Source organism: Aurantiacibacter zhengii, assembly GCF_003584125.1.
Lineage (GTDB): Bacteria > Pseudomonadota > Alphaproteobacteria > Sphingomonadales > Sphingomonadaceae > Alteraurantiacibacter > Alteraurantiacibacter zhengii.
Genome location: NZ_QXFL01000003.1, coordinates 157982 through 180301 on the forward strand (window position 1 = coordinate 157982; position 22320 = coordinate 180301).

Sequence of the window (22320 nt, forward strand, 5' to 3'; positions counted from 1 at the left end):
GACAAGCTCAGGGCGTTCGGAAACCGCGAATCAATCGACCGGCTTTTCCGCCACCTTATCGGTCTGCGCCTGCCTGAAGGCCTTGAGCCGATCCGCCAGCGATGCGTCCTCCAGCGCCAGGATGGAGGCAGCGAGGATCCCTGCGTTGGTTGCCCCGGCTTCCCCGATGGCGAGCGTTGCCGTGGGAACGCCTGCAGGCATCTGCACGATGGACAGCAGGCTATCGAGACCCGAGAGCGCCTTGCTTTGCACCGGAACGCCCAGCACCGGCAGGTGGGTGAGCGCCGCGATCATGCCAGGCAGGTGCGCGGCCCCGCCTGCGCCTGCGATCACCACCTTGAACCCTTCGTCCGCTGCGCCTTTGCCGAAGGCGTGCAGCCTGTCAGGCGTGCGGTGGGCGGAAACGATGCGCGCGTCAAAGGGCACGCCCAGTTCGTCCAGCACTTCGGCGGCCTTGGTCATGGTGGGCCAGTCGGACTGGCTGCCCATCACGATGGCGACAGGTTCGCTCATGACCTCAGGCGTCCTTCAGGTAATACCGCTCGCCCACCGGGGCGGAGCCTTCGAATTCGTAGATGATCGGCTGGCCGGTGGGGATTTCCAGTCCGGTAATCTCGTCGTCGGAGATGTTGGAAAGGTGCTTCACCAGCGCGCGCAGGGAATTGCCGTGGGCGGAGATGATCACCGTCTCCCCCGCCACCAGTTTCGGCAGGATATCGCTTTCCCAGTAGGGCAGCACGCGCTCGATCGTCAGCTTCAGGCTTTCGGTTTGCGGCACGTCGATGCCTTCGTAGCGCGGATCGTTGCCGGGATCGTATTCGTCGCCCTTGTCCATCGGCGGGGGCGGCACGTCGAAGCTGCGGCGCCAGATATGCACCTGCTCGTCACCGTGCCTGTCGCGGGTTTCCTGCTTGTTGAGGCCGGTGAGGCCACCGTAATGCCGCTCGTTCAGCCGCCAGTCCTTGGTTTCCGGGATCCACAGGCGGTCGCAGTATTCCAGCGCGAGATGCAGCGTCTTGATCGCGCGTTTCTGCACGCTGGTGAAGGCGAGGGTGGGGAAGACGCCCTTTTCCTTCAGCAGGCGGCCCGCTTCCTTTGCTTCCTCCACACCCTTTTCCGTAACGTCGACATCCCACCAGCCGGTGAAGCGGTTGGCGAGGTTCCATTCGGACTGGCCGTGGCGGACGAGGATGAGCTTGGGCACTATAGGTCTCTCCGATTGCGGGAGGGCGAACTGGGAAAGCGCGCCCTAGCCTTCGTCGTCGTTCTTGAAAAGGGCCGGAGGGATCGGGCGCGAATCGGCATCCTCGTGCGGTGCGTCGCCGTGGGCGAGCGCCTTCTTCTGCGCCTTGCGACGCTTCAGGTTGGCCCGCAACTGGGCCGCGAGACGTTCCTCGCGGGACAAATCCTTGCTCATGGCGCATATATTTGGCGCAAGCAGGCCGATCACTCAAGCTTGGCTTGACTTTCATGCAGCAGACGACAATAGCGCGCGCCTGTTTCGGTTAGCCGCGGTAGCTCAGTGGTAGAGCGCACCCTTGGTAAGGGTGAGGCCGAGAGTTCGATCCTCTCTCGTGGCACCATTTCCCTTTTTTGTTGGTTCCCTCAAGCGCCGGGCGGGGCACGTCCGTGTCCCTTGGCTTTCCTCGCATTGGCTCGGGCGCGCGCTTGCGCTTGCGATCGCTTTGCGATCGATACTTTCGCCAACCGTTGTCCGGTGTGTCGGTGTCGGTGACGGTCCGCTACTGGCGGACCGAAAAACAAAGATATCTTCCCAACAGGTGTATTGCCATTATAGTGCACTGTATGGACACCGAACCTCTCACCCAGCTCGATCCCGCCTATACGACCGTCATGCGGATCGAGGGGGCGATTATTGTCGCTCCGTTCCTGATCGTGGCGCTGGGACTCGGCCTGGCAGGAGCCTTTCCCGCGCCGTGGACCTGGGTCCCGATGGCCGTGCCCGTGCTGATCGCGCTGGTCTTCGTGCTGCTGGTGCCGATCAAGCGCTACCTGTCGCGCGGCTATCACATGAGCAGCGACCGGTTGCGGGTGGTGAAGGGCGTCATGTTCCATGCCGATACCGTCGTGCCGTTCAGCCGGGTGCAGCACCTCGATGTAGAGCAGGGCCCGCTGGAACGTGCATTCGGCATTGCCCGGCTGATCCTGCACACCGCGGGCACGCACAATTCCTCTGTCACGCTCCCCGGCCTGCGGCACGGCGATGCCGTAACCATGCGTGAGGAAATCCGCGCCCACGTGAAACGCGAATCGCTGTGAGCGAACCGGCCGCCGATTTCTCCCCCGATAAAGGGGCCGCGCCCGACGTCGAGATGGACGAGTGGCTGCGCGTCAATCCGCTCACCATGATGGTGCATATGGCGCGCATGTTGGCGAGCGCGATCATTCCTGCGATTGCCGTTCTCTACGGTGCCGCTTCCAGCGAGCCGGATAGCGAAGGGCTGGCGGCGATCGCGCCCTGGTTCGTGCCCCTTTTCGGCGCGATACTCGGCTTCAACCTGCTGGCCGCCTGGGTTTCGTGGTATCGGCTGCGTTACCGTGTGGGGGATACCGACGTGCGGCTGGAGCAAGGCGTCATCAGCCGCTCGGCCCGGTCCGTGCCTTACGAGCGTATCCAGGATGTGAGCCTGGAGCAGAAGCTGATCCCGCGCCTGCTGGGACTGGTGGAAGTCAAGTTCGAAACCGGCGCTGGCGGCAAGGAAGAACTGAAGCTCTCCTACGTTTCCGAGGCAGAAGGCGAGAAGCTGCGCGAAACGGTGCGCGCGCTGGTGGATGGCGAAACCGCTGCGCCTGCCGCGGGGGTGTCTGCATCTACTGGCGCGTCCCCCGGCGATATGGCAGCGGAACCTGCCGGACAGACGCTTTTCGCCATGGATACCAAGCGGCTGTTCCTGTTCGGCTTGTTCAATTTCTCGCTGGTCGTCTTCGCCGTCCTGCTGGGCGCGCTGCAGCAACTGGAGTTCCTGCTGCCGTTCGACGCGTGGGACTATATCGCCGACATCTTCCGCGACGATCGTATCGCCGAGGCGGGGGAACTGATGAACGGGTACAGCACGTTCGCGCAGATCCTGGCCATTCTTTATGCCATCGGCGCAGTCGTGGTGGTCGGCATGGCGAGCGGCGTTGTGCGCACGTTCGTGCGCGACTGGGAGTTCCGGCTGGAGCGCACGGCCAAGGGCTTTCGCCGCCGCCGCGGTCTGCTGACGAAAACCGATGTCGTCATGCCCGTCCACCGGGTGCAGGCGCTGGTGGTCAGCACCGGCTGGCTGCGCCGCCGCTTTGGCTGGCACGGCCTGTCCTTCATCAGCCTGGCGCAGGATTCCGGCGGGGCGAACCACGATGTCGCGCCGTTTGCGCAGATGGAGGAGATCGCCCCCATTGCGCACGAAGCCGGCTTTTCGCTGCCGGACGAGCGTGCCGACTGGCGCCGGGCCAGCGCGGACTATTATTTCGACCGCGCCGTGTTGCAGGCCTTGATCCCGGCCACCGCAGGGCTTGTCCTGCTGGTGCTCGGTCACGCGATAGTGGCGGTGCTGCTGTTCGCTCTCGCCGGGTTGCTGGCGTTCGGCGAGTATTACATGTGGCGCTTCGTGCGCCATGCGCTCGACCCGCAGCAGGTCCTTTCGCGGCGCGGCTGGCTGGCGCCGCGCGATATTATCGCCAGCCGGGTAAAGCTGCATTCGGTGGAAATTTCACAGCATCCGCTGGCACGCTGGCGCGGCTATTGCACCCTGCGCTTCGGCCTTGCGGGCGGACGGCTGGCCTTTCCCGGCCTGTCGCTGGACGATGCCCGGGAAATGCGCCGCGCTGCGCTTGATTCCATAGCCGCCGTGGATTTCGCGAAACTGCCGCGCTGACACAGAAAAGGCCCCGACACTCGCCGGGGCCTCACCGTGTTTGATGGGTCAATGCGCGCGATCAGTAGAGCACGCCGTAGTAAGCATAGACGGTTTCGCCATAGTCCCTGTTGAACTCGGGCTGTTCGTTACGCGTATAGGACGGTGCATCCTTCAGCCGCGACTTGTCGATATTGACGACATAGCCGCCGCGCTCGGTATCGTAGTCCAGCGCGTCCCACGGGACGGGATGGTACTGCTCACCGATGCCAAGGAAACCGCCGAAGCTCATCACCGAATATTCAACCCGGCCAGAGCGCTTGCCGATCATCAGATGATCGATCGATCCCAGCTTCTCGCCATCGGTCGAATAGACGGATGTCCCTTCGACCTTGTTCGACGAAATCAGGTTGCCGGTCTCGTCGCGTTCGAGCGGGCGTGAACGGTCGAATTGCGTGCGGCGATCGAGCTCGCTGTCGGAATACCTGTCGCGGTTCTGCAGATCTTGCGTGTGTGTCATGGGTCTCTCCTCTTTCCAGGGGCCGATGACGGATTGCTGGTATGAAATTCCCCGGTAGTAATCCTGCAAGGCTTCGACTCGTGATCTACGAGGAGCGCGGAACGCCGGGGGTCATCGGTCTCTCACTAAATCAACGCGGGGCGCTGGGCCATGTTCCGAAAAAGCGCTGCAAATTCCGCTAATTAGCGGTTAGCTTTCGATGTCGGCGCGCACGTCTGCCCATTCAGGATGCTTGCGGAATTGTACCGCGACGTAGGGGCACTGCGGCACGATGGTGAAACCTTTGTCGCGCGCGTCCTGCACCATGAATTCCACCAAGTCGAAGGCGATGCCTTTGCCGCGCGCGGCGGGCGGGGTGAACGTATGGTCGGCGATGCGCGCCTCACCCCGCGCCGTCCACATCAGTTCGGCGGGCTGGTCGCTGCCTTCCACGTCCACGCGATAGGCGCCGTGGGTGGTCTCATCGGTGACTTCGATATCGGACATGAATTTCTCCTTCTTGCGCTGAACGTCGGCCACGGCCATGGCGTTCCGCGATGCAGTTCATGTCCGACAACGCCGCACCCGTCCATCCGCGCCTGTGGGATGCCATGCGCGCGGCCGATGCGCCCGATACCCCCTACGATACCGACGCGCTCAGCCGCGAGCTGGACGCACGCTTTTCCGCCCTGTTCGGGCGCGATTGCGCGGCCCTGTGGGTGGCGACGGGCACGGCGGCAAACTGCCTGGCGCTGGCGACGATGGTTGATCCGCACGGCGGTGTCGTCTGCCATGAAGAGGCGCACATCGAGATGGACGAATGCGGCGCGCCCGGCTTCTATTTGCACGGGGCGAAGCTGCTGCTTGCGGAAGGCAAGGGCGCGAAGCTGACGCCCGATACGATCTCCACGGTGCTGGCAGGCATCACGCGCGGGGTGCACCAGGTCCCAGCGCAGGCGATCTCGGTCACGCAGGCGAGCGAATACGGGCTTTGCTATGAACCGGGGGAAGTCGCAGCCATCGGCGCGCTTGCCGATGCGTACGGCCTTGGCCTGCACATGGATGGCGCGCGCTTCGGCAATGCCTGTGCCTACCTCGATACCGCGCCTGCCGAGGTGGCCGGACCTGTCGACGCTCTCAGTCTCGGCTTTGTGAAGAACGGCGGCATGGGGGCCGAAGCGGTGGTGCTGTTCGACACCGAAAAGGCGGACATGATCCGCTTCCGACGCAAGCGCGCCGGCCACCTGCAAAGCAAGGGACGCTACCTTGCCGCGCAGATCCACGCCATGCTGGACGACGATCTGTGGCTGGAGAATGCCCGCGCCGCCAATGCGGCGGCCGCGATCATCGCCGAAAGGGCGGGCCATCGGCTGGTCTATCCCGCGCAGATCAACGAACTGTTCGTGGCGATGACGGCCGAAGAGCGCGCCGCCGTGCGCGAACAGGGTTTTTCGTTCTACGACTGGGACGATACCTGCGTCCGGCTGGTAACGAACTGGGCGACCGACCCCGACCACGCCCGCGCGCTGGGCAAGGCGATTGCCTCGCTGTGAGCGCAGCGCAGTCTCCCATGCTGAGCTGGCGGGTGATCCTGCCTTTCGTGCTGACCGGCACGATATGGGGTTCCACCTGGTTCGTCATAACCGGGCAGATCAGCGGCGTGCCCGCGGCATGGTCGGTGTTCTACCGTTTCGCACTCGCCACTCCGGCGCTGTTCCTCGTCGCCGCGGCGATGAAGCGACGCCTGCGGCTGACCGGGCCCGAGCAGATGCTGGCGCTGGGCGTCGGTATCGCCCAGTTCAGTGGAAATTTCCTGTTCGTCTATCATGCCGAGCTCTACGTGACATCGGGCATCGTCGCGATGATGTTCGCGCTGCTGATGGTGCCCAATGCGGCCTTTGCGCGCATTTTCCTGGGCGAACGGGTGCAGGGCGGTTTCATCCTAGGCAGCATGGTCGCGATTGTCGGGGTGTCGTTCCTGCTGTGGCACGAATGGCAGGCGAACCCAGATGCCGGCGTGATCGGCGGCAACGTGGGGCTGGGCATCGTGCTGGCGTTGGTGGGCATCCTCGCCGCCTCGCTCGCCAACGTGATCCAGGCGAACCCGACCGGGCGCGCCGTGCCCATGGTCAGCCTGCTGGCCTGGGCGATGCTTTACGGCACCATATTCGACCTCGGCTTTGCGTGGGTGACCGCCGGACCGCCTCCCGTTCCCGAAAGTGCGAGCTATTGGGGCGGCATCGTCTATCTTGCGCTGATCGGGTCGGTGGTGACTTTCCCGCTGCACTACAACCTGGTGCGCGAAATCGGTGCGGGCCGGGCGGCGTACAATTCGATCATCACCATCTCCGTCGCGATGCTGCTTTCGACCCTGTTTGAAGGCTACCAGTGGACCGTGCTGACGGCGAGCGGGATGGTGCTGGCCATTGCCGGAATGGTGCTGGCCCTGCGCGCGCGGCGGCAGAAGGGCGTGCAGGTGCAGCAGTCGGGCCGTCTTCGAGAGGCACCGTCAGAAAAGGTCGAGTAATCCCTCGCGGTAGGTAGGATAGGCAGGCTCCCAACCCAGCACCCGCCTCGCCTTGCCGTTCGCGACGCGGCGGTTCTCGGCATAGAAACCGCGCGCCATGGGCGACAGACCCGCTTCCTCGATCGACTGCAGCGGTGGCGGCTCGACGCCCAACAGGTCGCAGGCATATTCGACCAGCACGTTCTGGCTGCACGGCAAGTTGTCCGCGAGGTTGTAGGCGCCCGAGGGTGCTTCGCTGGTCAGGGCGGCCATGACGCCGCTGGCGATATCGTCCACGTGCACCCGGCTGAAGACCTGCCCCGGCAGGTCGATCCGATGGGCCTTGCCGTCCTGCACCCGGTCCAGGATCGAACGTCCCGGCCCGTAGATCCCCGGCAGGCGGAAAACGCGCGCGCCGAGTTTCAGCCACAAGGCATCTGCATCGCTGCGCGCCGTGCGCCTGCCCGAACCGGTGGGCGAAGCCTCATCGACCCATGCGCCGCCTGTATCGCCGTATACCCCGGTGGAGGACAGGTAGCCGTACCACGCGCGCGGAAAGTCCCGTCCGTAGGCGTCAAGCACCGGGTCGAGGCCGCTTTCCCTGTCCGGCGGGACGGAGGACAGCACGTGGCTCGCCTTCTCCAGTGCCGCGATCACCGATTCGCGGTCGGCAAACTCCACGTCGCCGTCCGAACCGGTCGCGTTGACAGTCCATCCCGCGGCCTTTGCAGAGGCAGCAATGCGTTTTGCAGTATAACCGAGGCCGAATATGAACAGATGCGTCATCTCGTGCGTTCTACCCTCTCGACGCGCCAAAGGAAGAAATTTAGGTCAGACCCATGGATATCGCCCGCACCCCCTCGACGCCAGACGGCAACCCCGAACTCGCGGATGCCGCGCCCACCCCGCAGGATCCGCCCACCATCCGGCGCGAGGATTACAAACCGTTCGCGTGGCTGGTGCCCGAGGTTTCCCTGCAATTCGAACTCGGACTGGAGGCCACCCGCGTGGTCTCCACCCTGACGGTGGCGCGCAATGCCAAGGCCGATCCATCACCGATGATACGCCTCAATGGCGACGGGCTGGAAGTGGTGTCGGTAAAGGTTGACGGTGAGCCTTCGAATAGCTGGACGATGGACGGCGATGATCTGCTGGTGACCCTGCCGGGCGATGCGCACGAGATTACCGTGGCAACCGAGATAGACCCCTCGGCCAACACCCAGCTGATGGGTCTCTATGCCTCCGACGGGATGCTGTGCACCCAGTGCGAGGCAGAGGGTTTCCGCCGCATAACCTTCTTCCCCGACCGGCCCGATGTGCTTTCCACCTACCGCGTTCGCATGACGGGCAGTGCGGAGACATTCCCGGTCCTGCTGTGCAACGGCAACCTGGAAGCGACCGGCACGAACGATGATGGGACCCACTGGGCCGAGTGGCACGATCCCTGGCCCAAGCCGAGCTATCTGTTCGCGCTGGTGGCGGGGCAGCTGGTCGCCAACACCGACAGCTTCACCACGATGAACGGGCGCGAGGTGACGCTGAACATCTACGTGCGCGAAGGCGACCTTGGACGTACCGGCCACGCGATGGAATCGCTCAAGCGTTCGATGAAGTGGGACGAGGAGACGTTCGGGCGCGAATACGATCTCGACCTGTTCAACATTGTCGCCGTTTCCGATTTCAACATGGGCGCGATGGAGAACAAGGGCCTCAACGTGTTCAACACGAAATACGTGCTGGCCGATGAGGATACCGCGACAGATGGCGATTTCGACGGCGTCGAAGGCGTAATCGCGCACGAATACTTCCACAACTGGTCGGGCAACCGCGTGACCTGCCGCGACTGGTTCCAGCTTTCGCTGAAGGAAGGCTTCACCGTGCTGCGCGACCAGTTGTTCAGCCAAGACATGGGCAGCGAACCGGTGAAGCGGATCGAAGATGTGAGGGTGCTGCGCGGGGCGCAGTTCCCCGAGGATTCCGGCCCGCTGGCGCACCCCATCCGGCCCGACAGCTACCGCGAGATCAGCAACTTCTATACCGCCACCGTCTACAACAAGGGCGCAGAGGTCATCCGCATGATGCGCACGATGGCCGGCGAGGAAGCTTTCCGCAAAGGCACGGACCTCTATTTCGAACGGCACGATGGCGAGGCCGCGACCTGCGAGGATTTCGTCAGGGCTATCGAGGATGGTGCTGGCATGGACCTCCAGCAGTTCCGTCTCTGGTACTCGCAGGCGGGCACGCCGAAGGTTTCCGTGCAGCTGGAACATGACGGCGACACGGCCACGCTGCACCTGTCGCAGCAGGTGCCGGCAACGCCCGGCCAGCCAGACAAGCAGCCGATGCCGATCCCTCTCAAGCTTGCCCTGTTCGACCGCGAAAGCGGACGGCACAGCGGCGAGGAACTGGTGGTGCTCGACAAGGCCGAAGACACCTTCACCTTCGGCGGTTTCGCCAGCAAGCCCGTCCTCTCGATCAATCGCGGCTTTTCCGCACCCGTCACGATCGAGCGCGACATTTCCGGCGAGGAACTGGTGTTCCTGGCCGCGCAGGACGACGATCCCTTCGCCCGCTACGAGGCGTTGCAGGACCTGGTCGTCAGCCATCTCAAGCAGGCCGTGGAAGGTGAACTTGACGACGCCGCCCGCACCGAGGCGCGCAACGCAATCGCCGGAGCTTTCCGCGCAGTGCTCGTGGACGAAAACCTCGATGACCTGATGCGGGGTGAACTGCTGGTTCTGCCAAGCGAGACCTATCTGGCAGAGACCATGCGGATTGCCGATCCGGGCCGTATCCACGAGGAACGCCAGGCGTTGCGTGCTGCTATCGGTATTGCGCTGGAGGATGAGCTGGCAGCAGAGTATCAGACTGCGGCATCGGTACCGTCCGACCTGAGCGCCGAGGCGCGGGGAGCCCGCAAGGTGAAGACGCAGGCTTTGCTCTACCTCGCAGCAGGCAATCCGGAACGTGGCCGCGAGCTGGCATGGGAGCAGTATCGCAATGCCCGAAACATGACCGACCGGCAGGGCGCGCTGATGGTATTGGCGGGCATGTCCGGTATCGAGCGGACCAATGCGCTGCTCGATTTCTACAACCGCTACAAGGGCAATGCACTGGTGGTGGACAAGTGGTTCGCCCTGCAGGCAAGCTCCATGCATCCCGATGTTCTGGAGCATGTGAAGGCCCTGGCCGACCACCCGCAGTTCACCTTGCGAAACCCCAATCGTGCGCGCTCCCTTTATATGGCCTTCGCTCACAATCCGCATGGCTTCCACGCCGAGGATGGTGAAGGTTACAGGCTGATCGCAGACGTGATTCTCGCGCTCGATCCGATCAATCCGCAGACCGCCGCGCGCTTCGTGCCGCAACTGGGCCGTTGGCGCCGGATCGAGCCGAAGCGTTCGGCGATGATGAAGGCCCAGCTGGAGCGCATTGCCGAGGCCCCCAAGCTGTCGCGCGATACATACGAGCAGGTTAGTCGCAGCCTTGGGTAATCCGGCCAAGGTCATCCGAGCGGACAATATTTCGCTTCCGCACGGCTTCCTCGATGCCGCGCAGAGCGATGCCCACGCGCACGAACTGGCGGTGGGCGATGCGCCGGTCGTCTTCGTCAAGCAGGTGCATTCACCCGATGCACTCACCGTGGATACGCCGTTCGCCGCGAACGATCGGCCCGAGGCAGACGCCATGGCGACGGCAACGCCGGGACTCGCGCTGGCCATCGTCACTGCGGATTGCGCGCCCATCCTGCTCGCCGACGAAACCGCCCATGTGATCGGCGCTGCCCATGCAGGCTGGCGCGGCGCGCAAAGCGGTGTGATCGAGGCTGTGGTCGCGCAAATGGAGGCACTGGGCGCCCAGCGCAGCCGGATCGCCGCGGCCATCGGGCCATGCATTGCGCAGGAGAGTTACGAAGTCGGCGCGGATATGCGTGCGAACTTCTCCGCAGCCGAACACCGTTTCTTCGAGGCGACTGGCCCCGGCAAGTGGCATTTCGACCTGGAGGGGCTGGTTTCGGCGCGTCTTGCGGAGGCGGGTATCGCATCGATCTGCGCCATGGAACTGGATACCTACGCCGCCGCGCGCCGCTTTCATTCCTACAGGCGCGCCACCCATCGCGGCGAACAGACGACCGGCAGGCAGGTTTCGCTGATCGCCCTTCCCTGCTAGGGCTGGCACCGCGCGAAACGGCAGCCGCGACACTAGCCCGAGACATTAGCCCAAAAGGCGGGTTGGCAGCGCGACTTTGCTCGTCTATCAGCCGCGCCAAGCCGCCGCCCGGCAACGGTTCGTCGTGCGGCTTTTTTGGACGAATCTTTCGGCCGACGGGGCTTTTTGCAAGCGACCGTCGGCAGCGACAGGCAAGGCAAGGGTATGGCATCCACCACTGGCAATGCTGAAACGACTCCGGGCGTATCCGGCGGAGTCGAGGGCGACGACGGCGTTCGTCGCCGCGACTTCATCAACATCGCTGCCGTTTCTGCGGCGGGCGTAGGCGGTCTCGCCGTGGTCTATCCGCTGGTCAGCCAGATGGCGCCTTCGGCAGACGTGCTGGCGGAGAGCACGACCGAGCTGGACATTTCCAGCCTGGAGGCGGGGCAGTCGGTCAAGGCGGTATTCCGCAAGCAGCCGGTTTTCGTGCGCCACCTGACCCAGGCCGAAATCGAGCAGGCCAACGCGGTCAACGTCAGCTCGCTGCGCGATCCGCAGACGCTGGAAGAGCGCACCCAAGCGGGCCACGGTAACATCCTGGTTGTGATGGGCGTGTGCACCCACTTGGGCTGTGTGCCGCTTGGCGCGCAGGAAGGCGAGAACAAGGGCGAGTTCGGCGGTTATTTCTGCCCGTGCCACGGTTCGCACTACGACACCGCCGCCCGCATTCGCAAAGGTCCGGCGCCGTCAAACCTGGCCGTGCCCGAGTATCAATTCACGTCCGACACGACCATCGTGATCGGCTGAAGCGAGAGAGAAGAACATGAGCTTTCCCTGGGCCAAGGAATACCAGCCGCAGAACGGACTGACGAAGTTTCTCGACGAGAAACTGCCGCTGCCGCGCTTCGTGTACAACGCGGTTGGCGCGGGTTATCCCGTGCCGCGCAACCTGTCGTACTTCTGGAATTTCGGTGTTCTCGCCGGGTTCTTCCTCGTGTTGCAGATCGTCACCGGCGTGGTGCTGGCGATGCATTATGCCGCCAACACACAGGTCGCCTTCGCTTCGGTCGAGCACATCATGCGCGACGTGAACTGGGGTTGGCTGATGCGTTACACGCATGCCAACGGCGCCAGCTTCTTCTTCGTCGTCGTCTACATCCACATCTTCCGCGGCCTGTTCTACGCATCGTACAAGCCGCCGCGCGAGATGATCTGGCTGCTCGGCGTCACCATCTTCCTGCTCATGATGGCCACCGCTTTCATGGGCTACGTGCTGCCGTGGGGCCAGATGAGCTTCTGGGGCGCGCAGGTCATTACCGGCCTGTTCGAGGCCATCCCGCTGATCGGCCCGCCGCTGAAGACCTGGCTGCTGGGCGGATTCGCGCCCGATAACGCCGCGCTGAACCGCTTCTTCTCGCTGCACTTCCTGCTGCCGTTCGTGATCCTGGGCTGCGTGATCCTGCACATCTGGGCGCTGCACATTCCGGGTTCCAGCAACCCTACCGGCGTCGAAGTGAAGGGCGAGAGCGACACGCTGCCGTTCCACCCCTACTACACGGCCAAGGACGGTTTCGGGCTGGGCGTGGCACTGATCGTATTCATGACCTTCGTGTTCTTCCTGCCGAACATGCTCGGTCACCCGGACAACTACATCGAGGCGAACCCGCTTTCGACCCCGGCCCACATCGTGCCCGAATGGTATTTCTACCCGTTCTACGCGATCCTGCGCGCCTTCACCTTCGACTTCATCCTCCCGGCGAAGCTGTGGGGCGTGCTCGCCATGTTCTCGTCCATCCTGGTGTGGTTCTTCCTGCCTTGGCTGGACAAGAGCCCGGTTCGCAGCGGCCACTATCGTCCGCTGTTCCGCAAGTTCTTCTGGTTCGGCCTGATCCCGGTCATGGCGGTGCTGTTCGTCTGCGGCGGCGCACCGGCGGAAGAGCCCTATGTGATGATCAGCCAGGTCGCGACTGCGTACTACTTCCTGCACTTCCTCGTGATCCTGCCGATCATTTCCTCGATCGAGCGACCCGATCCGCTGCCGTTCTCGATCACAGAGGCGGTGCTGGGGTCCGACAAGAAGGCCGTGCTGGGCGAAAACGCCGAGCCGGTGGCTGTCTGAAGAGCCGAGATTAAGGGAAAGACAAAACAATGATCCGCCTTGTTGGTATCCTTATCGGTCTCGGCTTCACCTTCGTGGTGCTGCTCGCCTTCGTCACCGGCGCATACACCGCCGCGACCGAAGACGTGGCCGAAACCGCCGAACACGTTTTCCATGAAGAGGCCCACGGCCCCGAAGCCGGCTATTCGTTCGATGGCCCGTTCGGCAAGTGGGACCTGACCCAGCTGCAGCGCGGCTACCAGGTCTACAAGGAAGTCTGCGCCGCCTGTCACTCCCTCAACTACGTCGCCATTCGCGATCTCGAGGACCTGGGCTACTCCGAAGCGCAGGTGAAGGCAGAGGCCGCAACGTTCCAGGTGCCGGGCGTCAATCCCGATACCGGTGAAGACGAAATGCGTCAGGCCCTGCCGACCGATTACTTCCCGTCGCCCTATCCCAACGCGGTGGCCGCTTCTGCTGCCAACGGCGGCAAGATTCCGCCCGACCTGTCGTTGATGGTGAAAGCGCGTCACGACGGCAGCAATTATCTCTACAACCTTCTGACGGGCTATCAGCAGCCCCCTGCCGAACTGGCCGAGGAATTCCCGGACTTCACGATTCCCGTCGGTGGTTATTACAATCCCTACTTCTCGTCGCTGGTGATCGGCATGCCGCCGCCCATCTCGGTCGACGGGCAGGTGACCTATGCCGATGGTACGGAAGCCACGATCTCGCAGATGTCGCAGGACGTGTCCGCCTTCCTCACCTGGACTGCCGAACCCAAGCTGATCGAACGCAAGTCGACCGGCTGGCCGGTGCTGGGCTTCCTGCTCTTCGCCACGATCCTTGCATGGCTCGCCAAGAAGCAGATCTGGGCCAGCGCAAAGCCCAGGAACGCTTCGCGCCGCGAAGACTGAGCGCACTTTTGACGGATACGGATCCGGGACTGTCGCGTGATGAGCTCAAGGGGCTCATCCGCACCGTCCCGGATTTTCCGTCTGCGGGCATCCAGTTCCGCGATATCACCACGCTGCTCGCTCACGCCGAGGGGCTGGCCGCTTCCATCGACATGCTGGCCCAGCGGGCCGAGGGTCTTGATGCGACGAAAGTCGCAGGGATCGAGGCGCGCGGATTCATATTCGGCACCGCACTCGCCCTGAGGCTGGGTGTCGGCTTCGTCCCCGTGCGCAAGGCGGGCAAGCTCCCGGTCGAGTGCATCGGCGAGGACTATGCTCTCGAATACGCCGAGGCTCGTGTCGAGCTGGACCCCTCGATCATCGAAGCTGGCGACCGGGTGCTGGTGGTGGACGACCTCCTCGCCACGGGCGGTACTGCATTGGCCGCTGTGCGACTGCTGCGCCGGGCGGGGGCGCAGGTCAGTCATGCCTTGTTCGTGATCGACCTACCCGAACTGGGCGGTGCGGATGCGCTGTCCGAACAGGGCGTCGAGACCCTCTCCCTCGTGGAGTTTGCCGGGCACTGATTGCCGTTATGCGCCAACTTGGCGTAGCGGACTATCGGCCCGGTGGGAAAAATAACGCGCCTCGCGCATTGTTGCTGAGAAGACGGGGTTTCAGGAAAGCAGGAGACGGATGGAAGAACAGGCGCTCGTGATCGCGCTCGTGGGCGTTCTGGGCATAGGTGCGCAGTGGGTTGCCTGGCGCACGGGCTGGCCGGCCATCGTGCTGATGCTGGCCGCTGGTTTCCTCGCCGGGCCCGTCCTGGGCATCATGGATCCCGAAAGCGCCTTCGGCGACCTGCTGGAGCCGATGATTTCCATTGGCGTCGCGCTGATCCTGTTCGAAGGCGGACTCAGCCTCGATTTCCGGGAATTCCGCAAATACGGCGGCGGCGTGTGGCGCCTGGTCATTTTCGGCGTGCCGCTGGGCTGGCTATTCGGTTCGCTAGCCGGATATTACGTGGCCGGGCTGGTCTGGCCCGTCGCCATCCTCTTCGCAGGCATCCTGGTTGTCACTGGACCGACCGTGGTTATCCCGCTGCTGCGGCAGAGCGCGGTCCAGCAGCGTCCTGCCGCACTGTTGAAGTGGGAAGCCATCGTCAACGATCCCTTCGGGGCACTGTGCGCCGTGATCGCCTACGAATATTTCCGCAGCACCGCGGCCAGCGGTGGCACGGCCTATGACGTGGTGCCTGAAATCGCCATCGCCGCAGGCATATCCGGCCTCATCGGTTTTGCCGCAGCGTGGGTGATCGCCTGGAGCTTCCCTCGCGGGCTGGTGCCCGAATTCCTGAAAGTGCCGGTGCTGCTCGTCGCCGTGGTCGGCACTTTTGTACTGTGCAACATGATCGAGCACGAAGCAGGCCTGCTGGCGGTCACCGTCATGGGCATTGCGCTTGCCAACATGCACGTCTCGTCGCTGCGCAGCATCCATCCCTTCAAGCAGAACATCGCGGTATTGCTGGTTTCGGGCATTTTCATCCTGCTGTCGGCTGGCCTCGACATAGACCAGTTAAGGCAGTTCGAATGGCAGTTCGGCCTGTTCCTCCTCGCCCTGCTGTTCGTTGTGCGCCCCGCCACCGTGCTGCTCAGCCTCGCATTTTCCAGCGTGCCGTGGAACGAGCGACTGTTCCTCGCCTGGATCGCGCCGCGCGGTATCGTGCTGGTGGCAATCTGCGGCCTGTTCGCCCTTCGCCTGGAGGATCTCGGCTATGCCGACGGCTCTATCCTCATCGGGCTCAGCTTTGCCGTGGTGGTCACCACCATCGTCGCGCACGGCTTTACCGTCGATCTCGTCGCCCGCCTGCTGAAGGTAAAGGGTGCCTCGCGCCCCGGCATGCTGATCGTGGGCTCCACGCCGTGGACCGTTGCCCTCGCCAAACAGATGCACGACATGGATACCCCGGTCATGCTCGTCGATTCCAGCTGGCAGCGCCTCAAGCCCGCGCGCGCGGCGGGCCTGCCGACCTATCACGGCGAAATCCTAAACGAGGCGACCGAGCACAACATCGATCTCACACCCTACCAGGCCCTGATCGCGGCCACCGATAACGAGGCGTACAACACCTTGGTTTGTTCGGAATTCGCCCCGGAAATCGGCACCGACAGGGTCTACCAGCTCGGCGAGACCCAGGACGATGACGATCATCGCGCGATCCCCGCCAGCCTGCGCGGCCGGGCGCTGTTCCGCACTGGCTTCGGGGTGGACGATGTCCAGCAACGGCAGAACGAGGGATGGGTGTTCCGCCGCACGAAGTTGTCGGAAAAATTCGACGTGGACGACGCGCGCGACACCCTGCCCGAGGCCACCAGCATGCTGTTGCTGATCGAGCCCGATGGCGAGATGCGCTTCTTCACCCACGCCGCAGAACCGGAACCGCAGCCGGGTGACACGATAATTTCCTATTCGCCGCCGCGCACAAAGACGCCTGAGGAGCAGGCTGCCAAGCGCGCTGGCAAAGGCGGCTCCAAGCCGCAACCCGCATGAGGATGCAGGACATGAAACACGTAAAGACTATCGCCGCCACCGCCGCTCTCGCGCTGACCCTGTCGGCTTGCGAACTGCGCCGCGACGGCGATGCCGAAGACCCAACCACGCCTGCAGGCGAGGAAAGCGCCACCCCGGGTGCAAGCGCCAGTCCTACGCCGACGCAGAGTGCCTCTCCCGTCGCGTCCATCATCCGCGATGCGACGGAACCGGAGCCGGACGATGTCGCCCTGCCCGTGCAGCCGGTGGAGATGACTCTATCTTTCCCGGAAGGGTCGGATATCTCGGAGGCGAACGAACGCCGGCTGGCCGGCCTGATGCAGCGCGGCGCGATCGAGCAGGACTGGCCCGTCATTCTCTCCGGGCACACCGACTCAGGCGGCAACGACCAGGCAAACCTGCGCGCCTCGCGCGCTCGGGCCGAAGAGGTTGCCGCCTGGCTGGTGGAGCGCGGGGTGGACGATGACCGGATCGAGGTAATCGCCTTTGGCGAACAGAACCCGATCGAACCCAACGCTCTGCCCGATGGCTCTCCCAACGAGGAAGGCCGCCGCGCCAACCGCCGCGTCGAAATCCGCATTGCCCCTCCCGGTGAAGAGGCCGAGGGCGAAAGCGAAGAAACCGCGGGCGGCGATCAGGACGCTTGACGAATCCCCCGCTCCGGTGGCAAGCGCCTGCGCCGGAGCCCGAGCGGGTATAGCATAGTGGTAATGCTCCAGCCTTCCAAGCTGGCTAGAGGGGTTCGATTCCCCTTACCCGCTCCAACTTCTCCCGCTTTCGCCGTCCACACCTAAACCGGCTTGTTGTCGATCAGCCGCGTGCCTCCGATCCGCGCGGCGACGAACAGGCGGGCGTTGTCCAGATCTGTCGAGGTTTCGCCATCCAGAAGCGCGATGGAGTCGGCATCGCGCAACTCGGCATAATCGACGCTCGCAAAGCCCGCGCCCAGTAGCTGGTCCTCCAGCATGGCGAGCGTTGGCGCAGCCTCCTGCCCGTCGCGGATGCGGGCGATTGCTTCGTCCATCGCGCGCGGGAGGGTTGCGGCAGCGGCGCGGTGTTCGGGCGAAAGGTAGGCGTTACGGCTGCTCATCGCGAGGCCATCGGGGTCGCGTACGATCGGCACTCCGTAGATCGCATCGACATGTGGCAGCGTCAGGTCCAGGTCGCGGGACATGCGGCGGATTACGGCGAGTTGCTGCCAGTCTTTCTCGCCGAACAGCGCCATGTCCGGGCGCACTTGGTTGAACAGCTTGCACACCACCGTTGCCACGCCATCGAAGTGCCCCGGCCGGTCCGCTCCGCACAGCCCGGTACTGACGCCTGACACGCTGATATTCGTGGCGTAGCCAGCGGGATACATCGCCTCCATGTCCGGCGCCCACAGCAGGGCCACGCCCTCGGCCTCGAGTTTGGCAGAGTCCTCGGCCATCTGGCGCGGGTAGGCGTCCAGGTCTTCATTCGGGCCGAATTGGCGGGGGTTCACGAAGATGGAGACCGCCACATGGTCGGCTCGCTTCGCCGCCTCGCGCACAAGTGTCAGGTGGCCTTCGTGCAGCGCGCCCATCGTGGGGACGAGCGCTATGGTGTCCCGTTTCAGTGCACTGCCGCGCAATTCATCCACAGCTTGGCGCAGGTTGGGCAGGGTGGTCACTGTTTGCATGGGCGCATGGCTCCGGTAGACTGTCTGGAAATGGCCTAGCGCCACTCATCCACTGGAGAAAGCCCGCTCGTGACTGCCCCGCACCGCGCCCCTCACCGGATTGTCTTCGCCAACGAAAAAGGCGGAACCGGCAAGTCGACCACCGCCGTGCACGTGGCCGTGGCGCTGGCCTATCAGGGGGCGAAGGTCGCCGCGCTCGACCTCGATGTGCGGCAGCGGACGTTTTACCGCTATTGCGAAAACCGCGCCGAAACCCAGCGCCGCCGCAATGTGCAGCTGGCCGGTCCGGTTTTCGACGTGTGCCACGGCGATAGCGTGGAGGAGCTGGAGGAAGAAGCCGCGCGCATAGGCAGGGGCATGGACTTCCTGCTGTTCGATACGCCGGGACGCGACGATCCCTTCGCCCGCCACGTGGCAGCCAGTGCCGATACGCTGGTGACGCCGATGAACGACAGTTTCGTGGACTTCGACCTCATCGGCCAGGTCGATGCAGAGAGCTTCAAGGTGCGCAAACTCAGCTTCTATGCCGAACTGATCTGGGAGGCGCGCATCAAGCGCAGCCGTGCAACGATAGAGCAGCAGAAGCGTGAGATGGACTGGGTGGTGGTGCGCAACCGCACCGGATACACCGACGCGCGCAACCAGCGGCGCATCGACGAGGCGCTGACAGAACTTTCCAAGCGCGTGGGCTTTCGCGCCGTGCAGGGCCTTTCCGAGCGCGTTATCTACCGCGAACTGTTTCCCTCCGGCCTGACGCTGCTCGACAAGGGGCACCTGGGAGAACTGGGCACCAGCCACCTCGTCGCCCGGCAGGAATTGCGCAACCTAATCGCGAACCTGAATCTGCGCGTGCCGCAGCGCGAGGATGCAGATGCCACGCCTGTGACTACACCCATGGTCGAGCCGGCCTGACGGGCGATGGGCAAGTTCATCGTCATCATCGGGGCGGTGATCCTGCTCTATTATTTCATATTCAAGCGCTGGCCGTGGCAGCCGAAAACGTCGGTTCGCGACCAGGCCATGGCCAATGCGCGCGAATTGCTCGGCGTGTCGCGGTTTGCCACTCGAAATGAAATAATTGCCGCGCACAAGCGGCTGGTCGCCGTGGTGCACCCCGACCGTGGCGGCTCCGGCGCCAAGGTGCACGAGGCGAACGCGGCGCGCGACTTGTTGCTGGACCAATTGCCCGACAACACGCATTAGCCTGGGGTCGTAATTGTCAGGTCCCGAAGGAGCACAGATGACCCATACGTTCGATACCACGGTGCTGCGTGAATACGATATTCGGGGCATTATCGGTGAGACCCTGGGCGCCGACGATGCCCGTGCCATCGGTCGCGGGTTCGGCACGCTGCTGCGCCGCGATCTGGGCGAGGGTGCCCCAGCTCCGATGGTGGCTGTGGGCTACGATGGCCGCGTCAGTTCGCCGATGCTGGAACACGCGCTGGTGGAAGGGCTGACCGCCAGCGGCTGCAACGTGCGCCGCATAGGCATGGGACCGACCCCGATGCTCTATTACGCGGAAGCGTCAGCCGAAGATGTACAGGGCGGCATTCAGATAACTGGCAGCCACAATCCCGCCAATTACAATGGCTTCAAGATGGTATTTCGCGGGCGCCCGTTCTTCGGTGCCGATATCGCCAAGCTTGGGGAACTTGGCGCCGCGGGCGACTGGCTGGACGGAACCGGTTCGGTCGAGACCGTCGATATCATGGAAGAGTATGTCGAGCGTCTCCTGGCTGCACTCGCGGGGGTGGATACCGCTGCGCTCGAAACGCTGAAAGTTGGCTGGGATGCCGGTAACGGGGCTGCCGGACCGGCGCTTGAGCTCCTCGCCAAGCGGCTTCCGGGTGAGCACCACCTGCTGTTCACTGAAGTCGACGGCAACTTTCCCAATCATCATCCTGATCCCACTGTTGAGGCCAACCTTGCCGACCTGCGTGCGCTTGTCGCCGAGAAGAACCTCGACTTCGGAGTGGCATTCGACGGCGATGGCGACCGGATCGGCGCGATCGACGGCGAAGGCCGGATCATCTGGGGGGATCAACTACTGATGATTTACGCCGAGGACCTCCTAGGAAGACTACCTAACGCCACGATTATCGCCGATGTTAAGGCCAGCAGGGCGCTGTTCGACCACGTTGAAAAGCACGGCGGCAAGCCGCTGATGTGGAAGACCGGGCACTCGCTGATTAAGTCCAAAATGAAGGAAGTTTCGTCGCCATTGGCAGGCGAAATGAGCGGCCACGTGTTTTTCGCCGACGATTACTACGGTTTCGACGACGCGCTTTACGCCGGTGTGCGCCTGATCGCCGCTGCGGCCCGGCTGGGCAAGTCGGTCACCCAGTTGCGCGGCGAAATGCCCGCCATGCTCAACACGCCAGAGCTGCGCTTCCAGGTGGACGAGAGCCGCAAGTTCGCCGCCATCGGCGAGATCGCAGACCGCATCGCTGCCAGCGACGCCGTGGCGGACACGACCGACGGCGTGCGCGTCACGACCGATGATGGCTGGTGGCTGCTGCGCGCATCCAACACGCAGGACGTGCTGGTCGCGCGCGCAGAGAGCGACACCGATGACGGCCTGGAACGTCTGCTGCGCCAGATCGACGAGCAGCTCTCGCTCAGCGGCCTGGAGCGCGGCGAAAGCGTGAGTCACTGACGAAGGAAAGGGGTCCGCTAATACAGACCCTCTTTCCTCGTTTGCGCATTGCGACGCGGCCGCCCGAGATCCATGCCCGAAAGCGCTATCCCGCCTGAGATTGCTGCAAGGTTCGCCGACGGCGCATGGCCGTGGACGGCCCTGGGCCTGGCGCCCACGACCGACCGGGAGGCGATCCGTGCTGCCTACGATGCGCAGCGCAAGGTACTTGATGCGAATAGCTCCATTTCCGCCTTTGCCGATCTTTCGGCGGCACGTGACAAGGCGCTGTTCTACGCTGCCGAAATGGAGCGTGAGATTGCGCGCAGCGGGGCCGCAGGTGTTGACGCGCCTGAGCCAGACCGGCAGCGGCCCGCCGAACCCGAACCCGAACCCGAACCCGAACCCGAACCCGAACCCGAACCCGAACCCGAACCCGAACCCGAACCCGGCCCGGTTCCGGAAACCACCGCGCCCGAATACCAGCCGGGGAATCGCTACGCCGATCCGACCGACTATCTCGACTCCCTCGACGCGCAGTTCGAGCCCGCACGGTCCGACACCTATTCACACCCGCCCGGTTACTGGCGCGATCCAGACACCGGCCCCATCGACCTCTCGGCACCGGATACCCAGACCCAGCCGGGCAGCATCGACGCTGCGCTACGACGCTACGGTCTCGACCGTTACGGAGTGTTCTGGCTGGGCGGTATCCTGCTGCTGCTGAGTTTTTGCACCGCCATCGACGGGAACGACGACACGCAGGGAGACACCCGGCAGGTCGAGACAGCGCCGACACGGGCAGAATCGCCTTCGACCGTAGCGGTGGCTACACCAGGGGGCGGCGAGGTGTCGCGTGCGAGGCTGCAAACCATGGTCGATGCACTGTTCGGCAACGGTCTGCGCTTCGCCGATGTCGCAAGCCAGGATCCGCGGCTTGCACGCGCGCTCGTCGAGCGGCTTGCCCGGAATCCTGACAGCCTCGATGCGCCGCGCAAGTTCCTGCGCACCGAATTGCTGCGGGTCCAGCCCACCGTTTCGCGTGAGCAGGCGCTGTCGATTGCCCAACTGCATCTCGCATGGCTGCAAACCGCGCAGGATGGGGGAGATGCGGCCTGCCGGGAGGTGACGCGGGCCAGCTTCGATCGCTCCGTTCCGGCCATGCGCGCCGACTGGGTGCGCTTCGAGAAGAGCGTGGCCGCCCAGATCCTGCAATCGGGCGGTTTCGCCGCCCCCGGCCAGCGGCCGGAAGCCCCCGACATTCCAGCTTGGGCCTTTGTCGATGCCGCCGGGCGCAGCGACCTTGGCGAGGACGAACTGCGCGAGGCCATGCGAAGCGACGCGCATCCGTCCCGCTGCAAAGCCGAGATCGCCTTGCTCGAGGCCATGCTGGAACGGCGCGACGAGGCACCGCAGGCGGCGCTCTCCTCGCTCTGACCTCGGTTACCGCGAGCAGCCTTGGGC

23 protein-coding genes and 2 tRNA genes are annotated in these 22320 nt (G+C 64.1%); 18 read left to right on the forward strand and 7 right to left on the reverse strand.

Annotation, left to right across the window (positions count from 1 at the left end; translation table 11 throughout):
- Nucleotides 1-30: 30 nt before the first annotated feature.
- The 3 genes from purE to D2V07_RS18680 are packed head-to-tail and all read right to left on the reverse strand — an operon-like array spanning nucleotide 31 to nucleotide 1417.
- Nucleotides 31-513, reverse strand: coding sequence for a 5-(carboxyamino)imidazole ribonucleotide mutase (gene purE, locus D2V07_RS07875; protein WP_119586435.1), 483 nt, complete (start codon nucleotides 511-513; stop codon nucleotides 31-33).
- A 4-nt stretch (nucleotides 514-517) separates the two neighbouring features.
- A complete protein-coding gene (gpmA, locus tag D2V07_RS07880) occupies nucleotides 518-1204 on the reverse strand; it encodes a 2,3-diphosphoglycerate-dependent phosphoglycerate mutase (RefSeq protein ID WP_119586436.1) in 687 nt (228 codons plus the stop codon).
- Nucleotides 1205-1249: 45 nt separating this feature from the next.
- Nucleotides 1250-1417 carry a hypothetical protein gene (locus D2V07_RS18680; protein WP_199698751.1) on the reverse strand — a complete coding sequence of 56 codons (168 nt, stop codon included), beginning with the start codon at nucleotides 1415-1417 and terminating at the stop codon, nucleotides 1250-1252.
- 91 nt (nucleotides 1418-1508) lie between these two features.
- Between D2V07_RS18680 and D2V07_RS07890 the strand changes: the two genes are divergently transcribed.
- The 3 genes from D2V07_RS07890 to D2V07_RS07900 all read left to right on the forward strand — a co-directional run bounded on the left by D2V07_RS07890 (nucleotide 1509) and on the right by D2V07_RS07900 (nucleotide 3878).
- Nucleotides 1509-1583: transfer RNA gene (locus tag D2V07_RS07890), tRNA-Thr, on the forward strand.
- A gap of 223 nt (nucleotides 1584-1806) precedes the next feature.
- On the forward strand, nucleotides 1807-2280 hold the full coding sequence (locus D2V07_RS07895) for a PH domain-containing protein (RefSeq protein ID WP_119586438.1): 474 nt from the start codon (nucleotides 1807-1809) through the stop codon (nucleotides 2278-2280).
- The gene (locus D2V07_RS07900) at nucleotides 2277-3878 is read left to right on the forward strand and encodes a PH domain-containing protein (protein WP_119586439.1); all 1602 of its coding nucleotides are present in this window, start codon (nucleotides 2277-2279) and stop codon (nucleotides 3876-3878) included. The genes D2V07_RS07895 and D2V07_RS07900 overlap by 4 nt, the downstream gene beginning before the upstream one ends.
- A 61-nt stretch (nucleotides 3879-3939) precedes the next feature.
- On the opposite strand, the gene D2V07_RS07905 is transcribed toward D2V07_RS07900, so the two are convergent.
- Nucleotides 3940-4377, reverse strand: coding sequence for a PRC-barrel domain-containing protein (locus tag D2V07_RS07905; protein ID WP_119586440.1), 438 nt, complete (start codon nucleotides 4375-4377; stop codon nucleotides 3940-3942).
- Nucleotides 4378-4566: 189 nt separating this feature from the next.
- Nucleotides 4567-4863: a GNAT family N-acetyltransferase gene (locus D2V07_RS07910; RefSeq protein WP_119586727.1), complete on the reverse strand. Its 297-nt coding sequence runs from the start codon at nucleotides 4861-4863 to the stop codon at nucleotides 4567-4569.
- Nucleotides 4864-4913: 50 nt separating this feature from the next.
- On the opposite strand from D2V07_RS07910, the gene D2V07_RS07915 reads away from it, so the two are divergent.
- Together D2V07_RS07915 and D2V07_RS07920 are read left to right on the forward strand one after the other, a co-directional pair.
- Nucleotides 4914-5909 (forward strand): threonine aldolase family protein, encoded by a 996-nt coding sequence (locus D2V07_RS07915; RefSeq protein WP_119586441.1) that lies wholly within the window; start codon nucleotides 4914-4916, stop codon nucleotides 5907-5909.
- Between the two features lie 17 nt (nucleotides 5910-5926).
- Nucleotides 5927-6883, forward strand: a complete 957-nt coding sequence (locus D2V07_RS07920) for a DMT family transporter (protein WP_119586442.1) — start codon at nucleotides 5927-5929, stop codon at nucleotides 6881-6883.
- Here the strand turns inward: D2V07_RS07920 and D2V07_RS07925 are convergent.
- Nucleotides 6866-7648 carry a Rossmann-fold NAD(P)-binding domain-containing protein gene (locus tag D2V07_RS07925; protein WP_119586443.1) on the reverse strand — a complete coding sequence of 261 codons (783 nt, stop codon included), beginning with the start codon at nucleotides 7646-7648 and terminating at the stop codon, nucleotides 6866-6868. The two genes, D2V07_RS07920 and D2V07_RS07925, sit on opposite strands and share 18 nt — an antisense overlap.
- A 53-nt stretch (nucleotides 7649-7701) precedes the next feature.
- Between D2V07_RS07925 and pepN the strand changes: the two genes are divergently transcribed.
- The 9 genes from pepN (at nucleotide 7702) to D2V07_RS07970 (ending at nucleotide 17322) form a co-directional block, all read left to right on the forward strand.
- Nucleotides 7702-10356, forward strand: a complete 2655-nt coding sequence (gene pepN, locus D2V07_RS07930; protein ID WP_119586444.1) for an aminopeptidase N — start codon at nucleotides 7702-7704, stop codon at nucleotides 10354-10356.
- Nucleotides 10349-11032 carry a peptidoglycan editing factor PgeF gene (gene pgeF / locus D2V07_RS07935; protein ID WP_119586445.1) on the forward strand — a complete coding sequence of 228 codons (684 nt, stop codon included), beginning with the start codon at nucleotides 10349-10351 and terminating at the stop codon, nucleotides 11030-11032. The genes pepN and pgeF overlap by 8 nt, the downstream gene beginning before the upstream one ends.
- Nucleotides 11033-11236: 204 nt before the next feature.
- Entirely contained in the window at nucleotides 11237-11821 is a 585-nt protein-coding gene (gene petA, locus D2V07_RS07940) for a ubiquinol-cytochrome c reductase iron-sulfur subunit (protein ID WP_119586728.1), read from the forward strand.
- A gap of 16 nt (nucleotides 11822-11837) precedes the next feature.
- Nucleotides 11838-13133 carry a cytochrome b gene (locus D2V07_RS07945; protein ID WP_119586446.1) on the forward strand — a complete coding sequence of 432 codons (1296 nt, stop codon included), beginning with the start codon at nucleotides 11838-11840 and terminating at the stop codon, nucleotides 13131-13133.
- A gap of 29 nt (nucleotides 13134-13162) precedes the next feature.
- Nucleotides 13163-14029: a cytochrome c1 gene (locus D2V07_RS07950; protein ID WP_119586447.1), complete on the forward strand. Its 867-nt coding sequence runs from the start codon at nucleotides 13163-13165 to the stop codon at nucleotides 14027-14029.
- 29 nt (nucleotides 14030-14058) lie between these two features.
- Nucleotides 14059-14595, forward strand: coding sequence for an adenine phosphoribosyltransferase (locus D2V07_RS07955; RefSeq protein ID WP_119586729.1), 537 nt, complete (start codon nucleotides 14059-14061; stop codon nucleotides 14593-14595).
- A 109-nt stretch (nucleotides 14596-14704) separates the two neighbouring features.
- Entirely contained in the window at nucleotides 14705-16558 is a 1854-nt protein-coding gene (locus tag D2V07_RS07960; protein ID WP_119586448.1) for a cation:proton antiporter, read from the forward strand.
- Between the two features lie 11 nt (nucleotides 16559-16569).
- A complete protein-coding gene (locus tag D2V07_RS07965) occupies nucleotides 16570-17205 on the forward strand; it encodes an OmpA family protein (RefSeq protein WP_158586783.1) in 636 nt (211 codons plus the stop codon).
- 43 nt (nucleotides 17206-17248) lie between these two features.
- Nucleotides 17249-17322: transfer RNA gene (locus D2V07_RS07970), tRNA-Gly, on the forward strand.
- 26 nt (nucleotides 17323-17348) lie between these two features.
- Here D2V07_RS07970 and panC read toward each other — a convergent pair.
- Nucleotides 17349-18218, reverse strand: a complete 870-nt coding sequence (gene panC / locus D2V07_RS07975) for a pantoate--beta-alanine ligase (RefSeq protein ID WP_119586450.1) — start codon at nucleotides 18216-18218, stop codon at nucleotides 17349-17351.
- A gap of 69 nt (nucleotides 18219-18287) precedes the next feature.
- On the opposite strand from panC, the gene D2V07_RS07980 reads away from it, so the two are divergent.
- The 4 genes from D2V07_RS07980 to D2V07_RS07995 all read left to right on the forward strand — a co-directional run bounded on the left by D2V07_RS07980 (nucleotide 18288) and on the right by D2V07_RS07995 (nucleotide 22293).
- Nucleotides 18288-19130: a division plane positioning ATPase MipZ gene (locus tag D2V07_RS07980; RefSeq protein ID WP_119586451.1), complete on the forward strand. Its 843-nt coding sequence runs from the start codon at nucleotides 18288-18290 to the stop codon at nucleotides 19128-19130.
- Nucleotides 19131-19136: 6 nt separating this feature from the next.
- Nucleotides 19137-19421 (forward strand): J domain-containing protein, encoded by a 285-nt coding sequence (locus D2V07_RS07985; protein ID WP_119586452.1) that lies wholly within the window; start codon nucleotides 19137-19139, stop codon nucleotides 19419-19421.
- 37 nt (nucleotides 19422-19458) lie between these two features.
- The gene (gene pgmG / locus D2V07_RS07990) at nucleotides 19459-20877 is read left to right on the forward strand and encodes a phosphoglucomutase/phosphomannomutase PgmG (protein ID WP_119586453.1); all 1419 of its coding nucleotides are present in this window, start codon (nucleotides 19459-19461) and stop codon (nucleotides 20875-20877) included.
- A gap of 72 nt (nucleotides 20878-20949) precedes the next feature.
- Entirely contained in the window at nucleotides 20950-22293 is a 1344-nt protein-coding gene (locus D2V07_RS07995; protein ID WP_119586454.1) for a hypothetical protein, read from the forward strand.
- Nucleotides 22294-22320 lie beyond the last annotated feature (27 nt).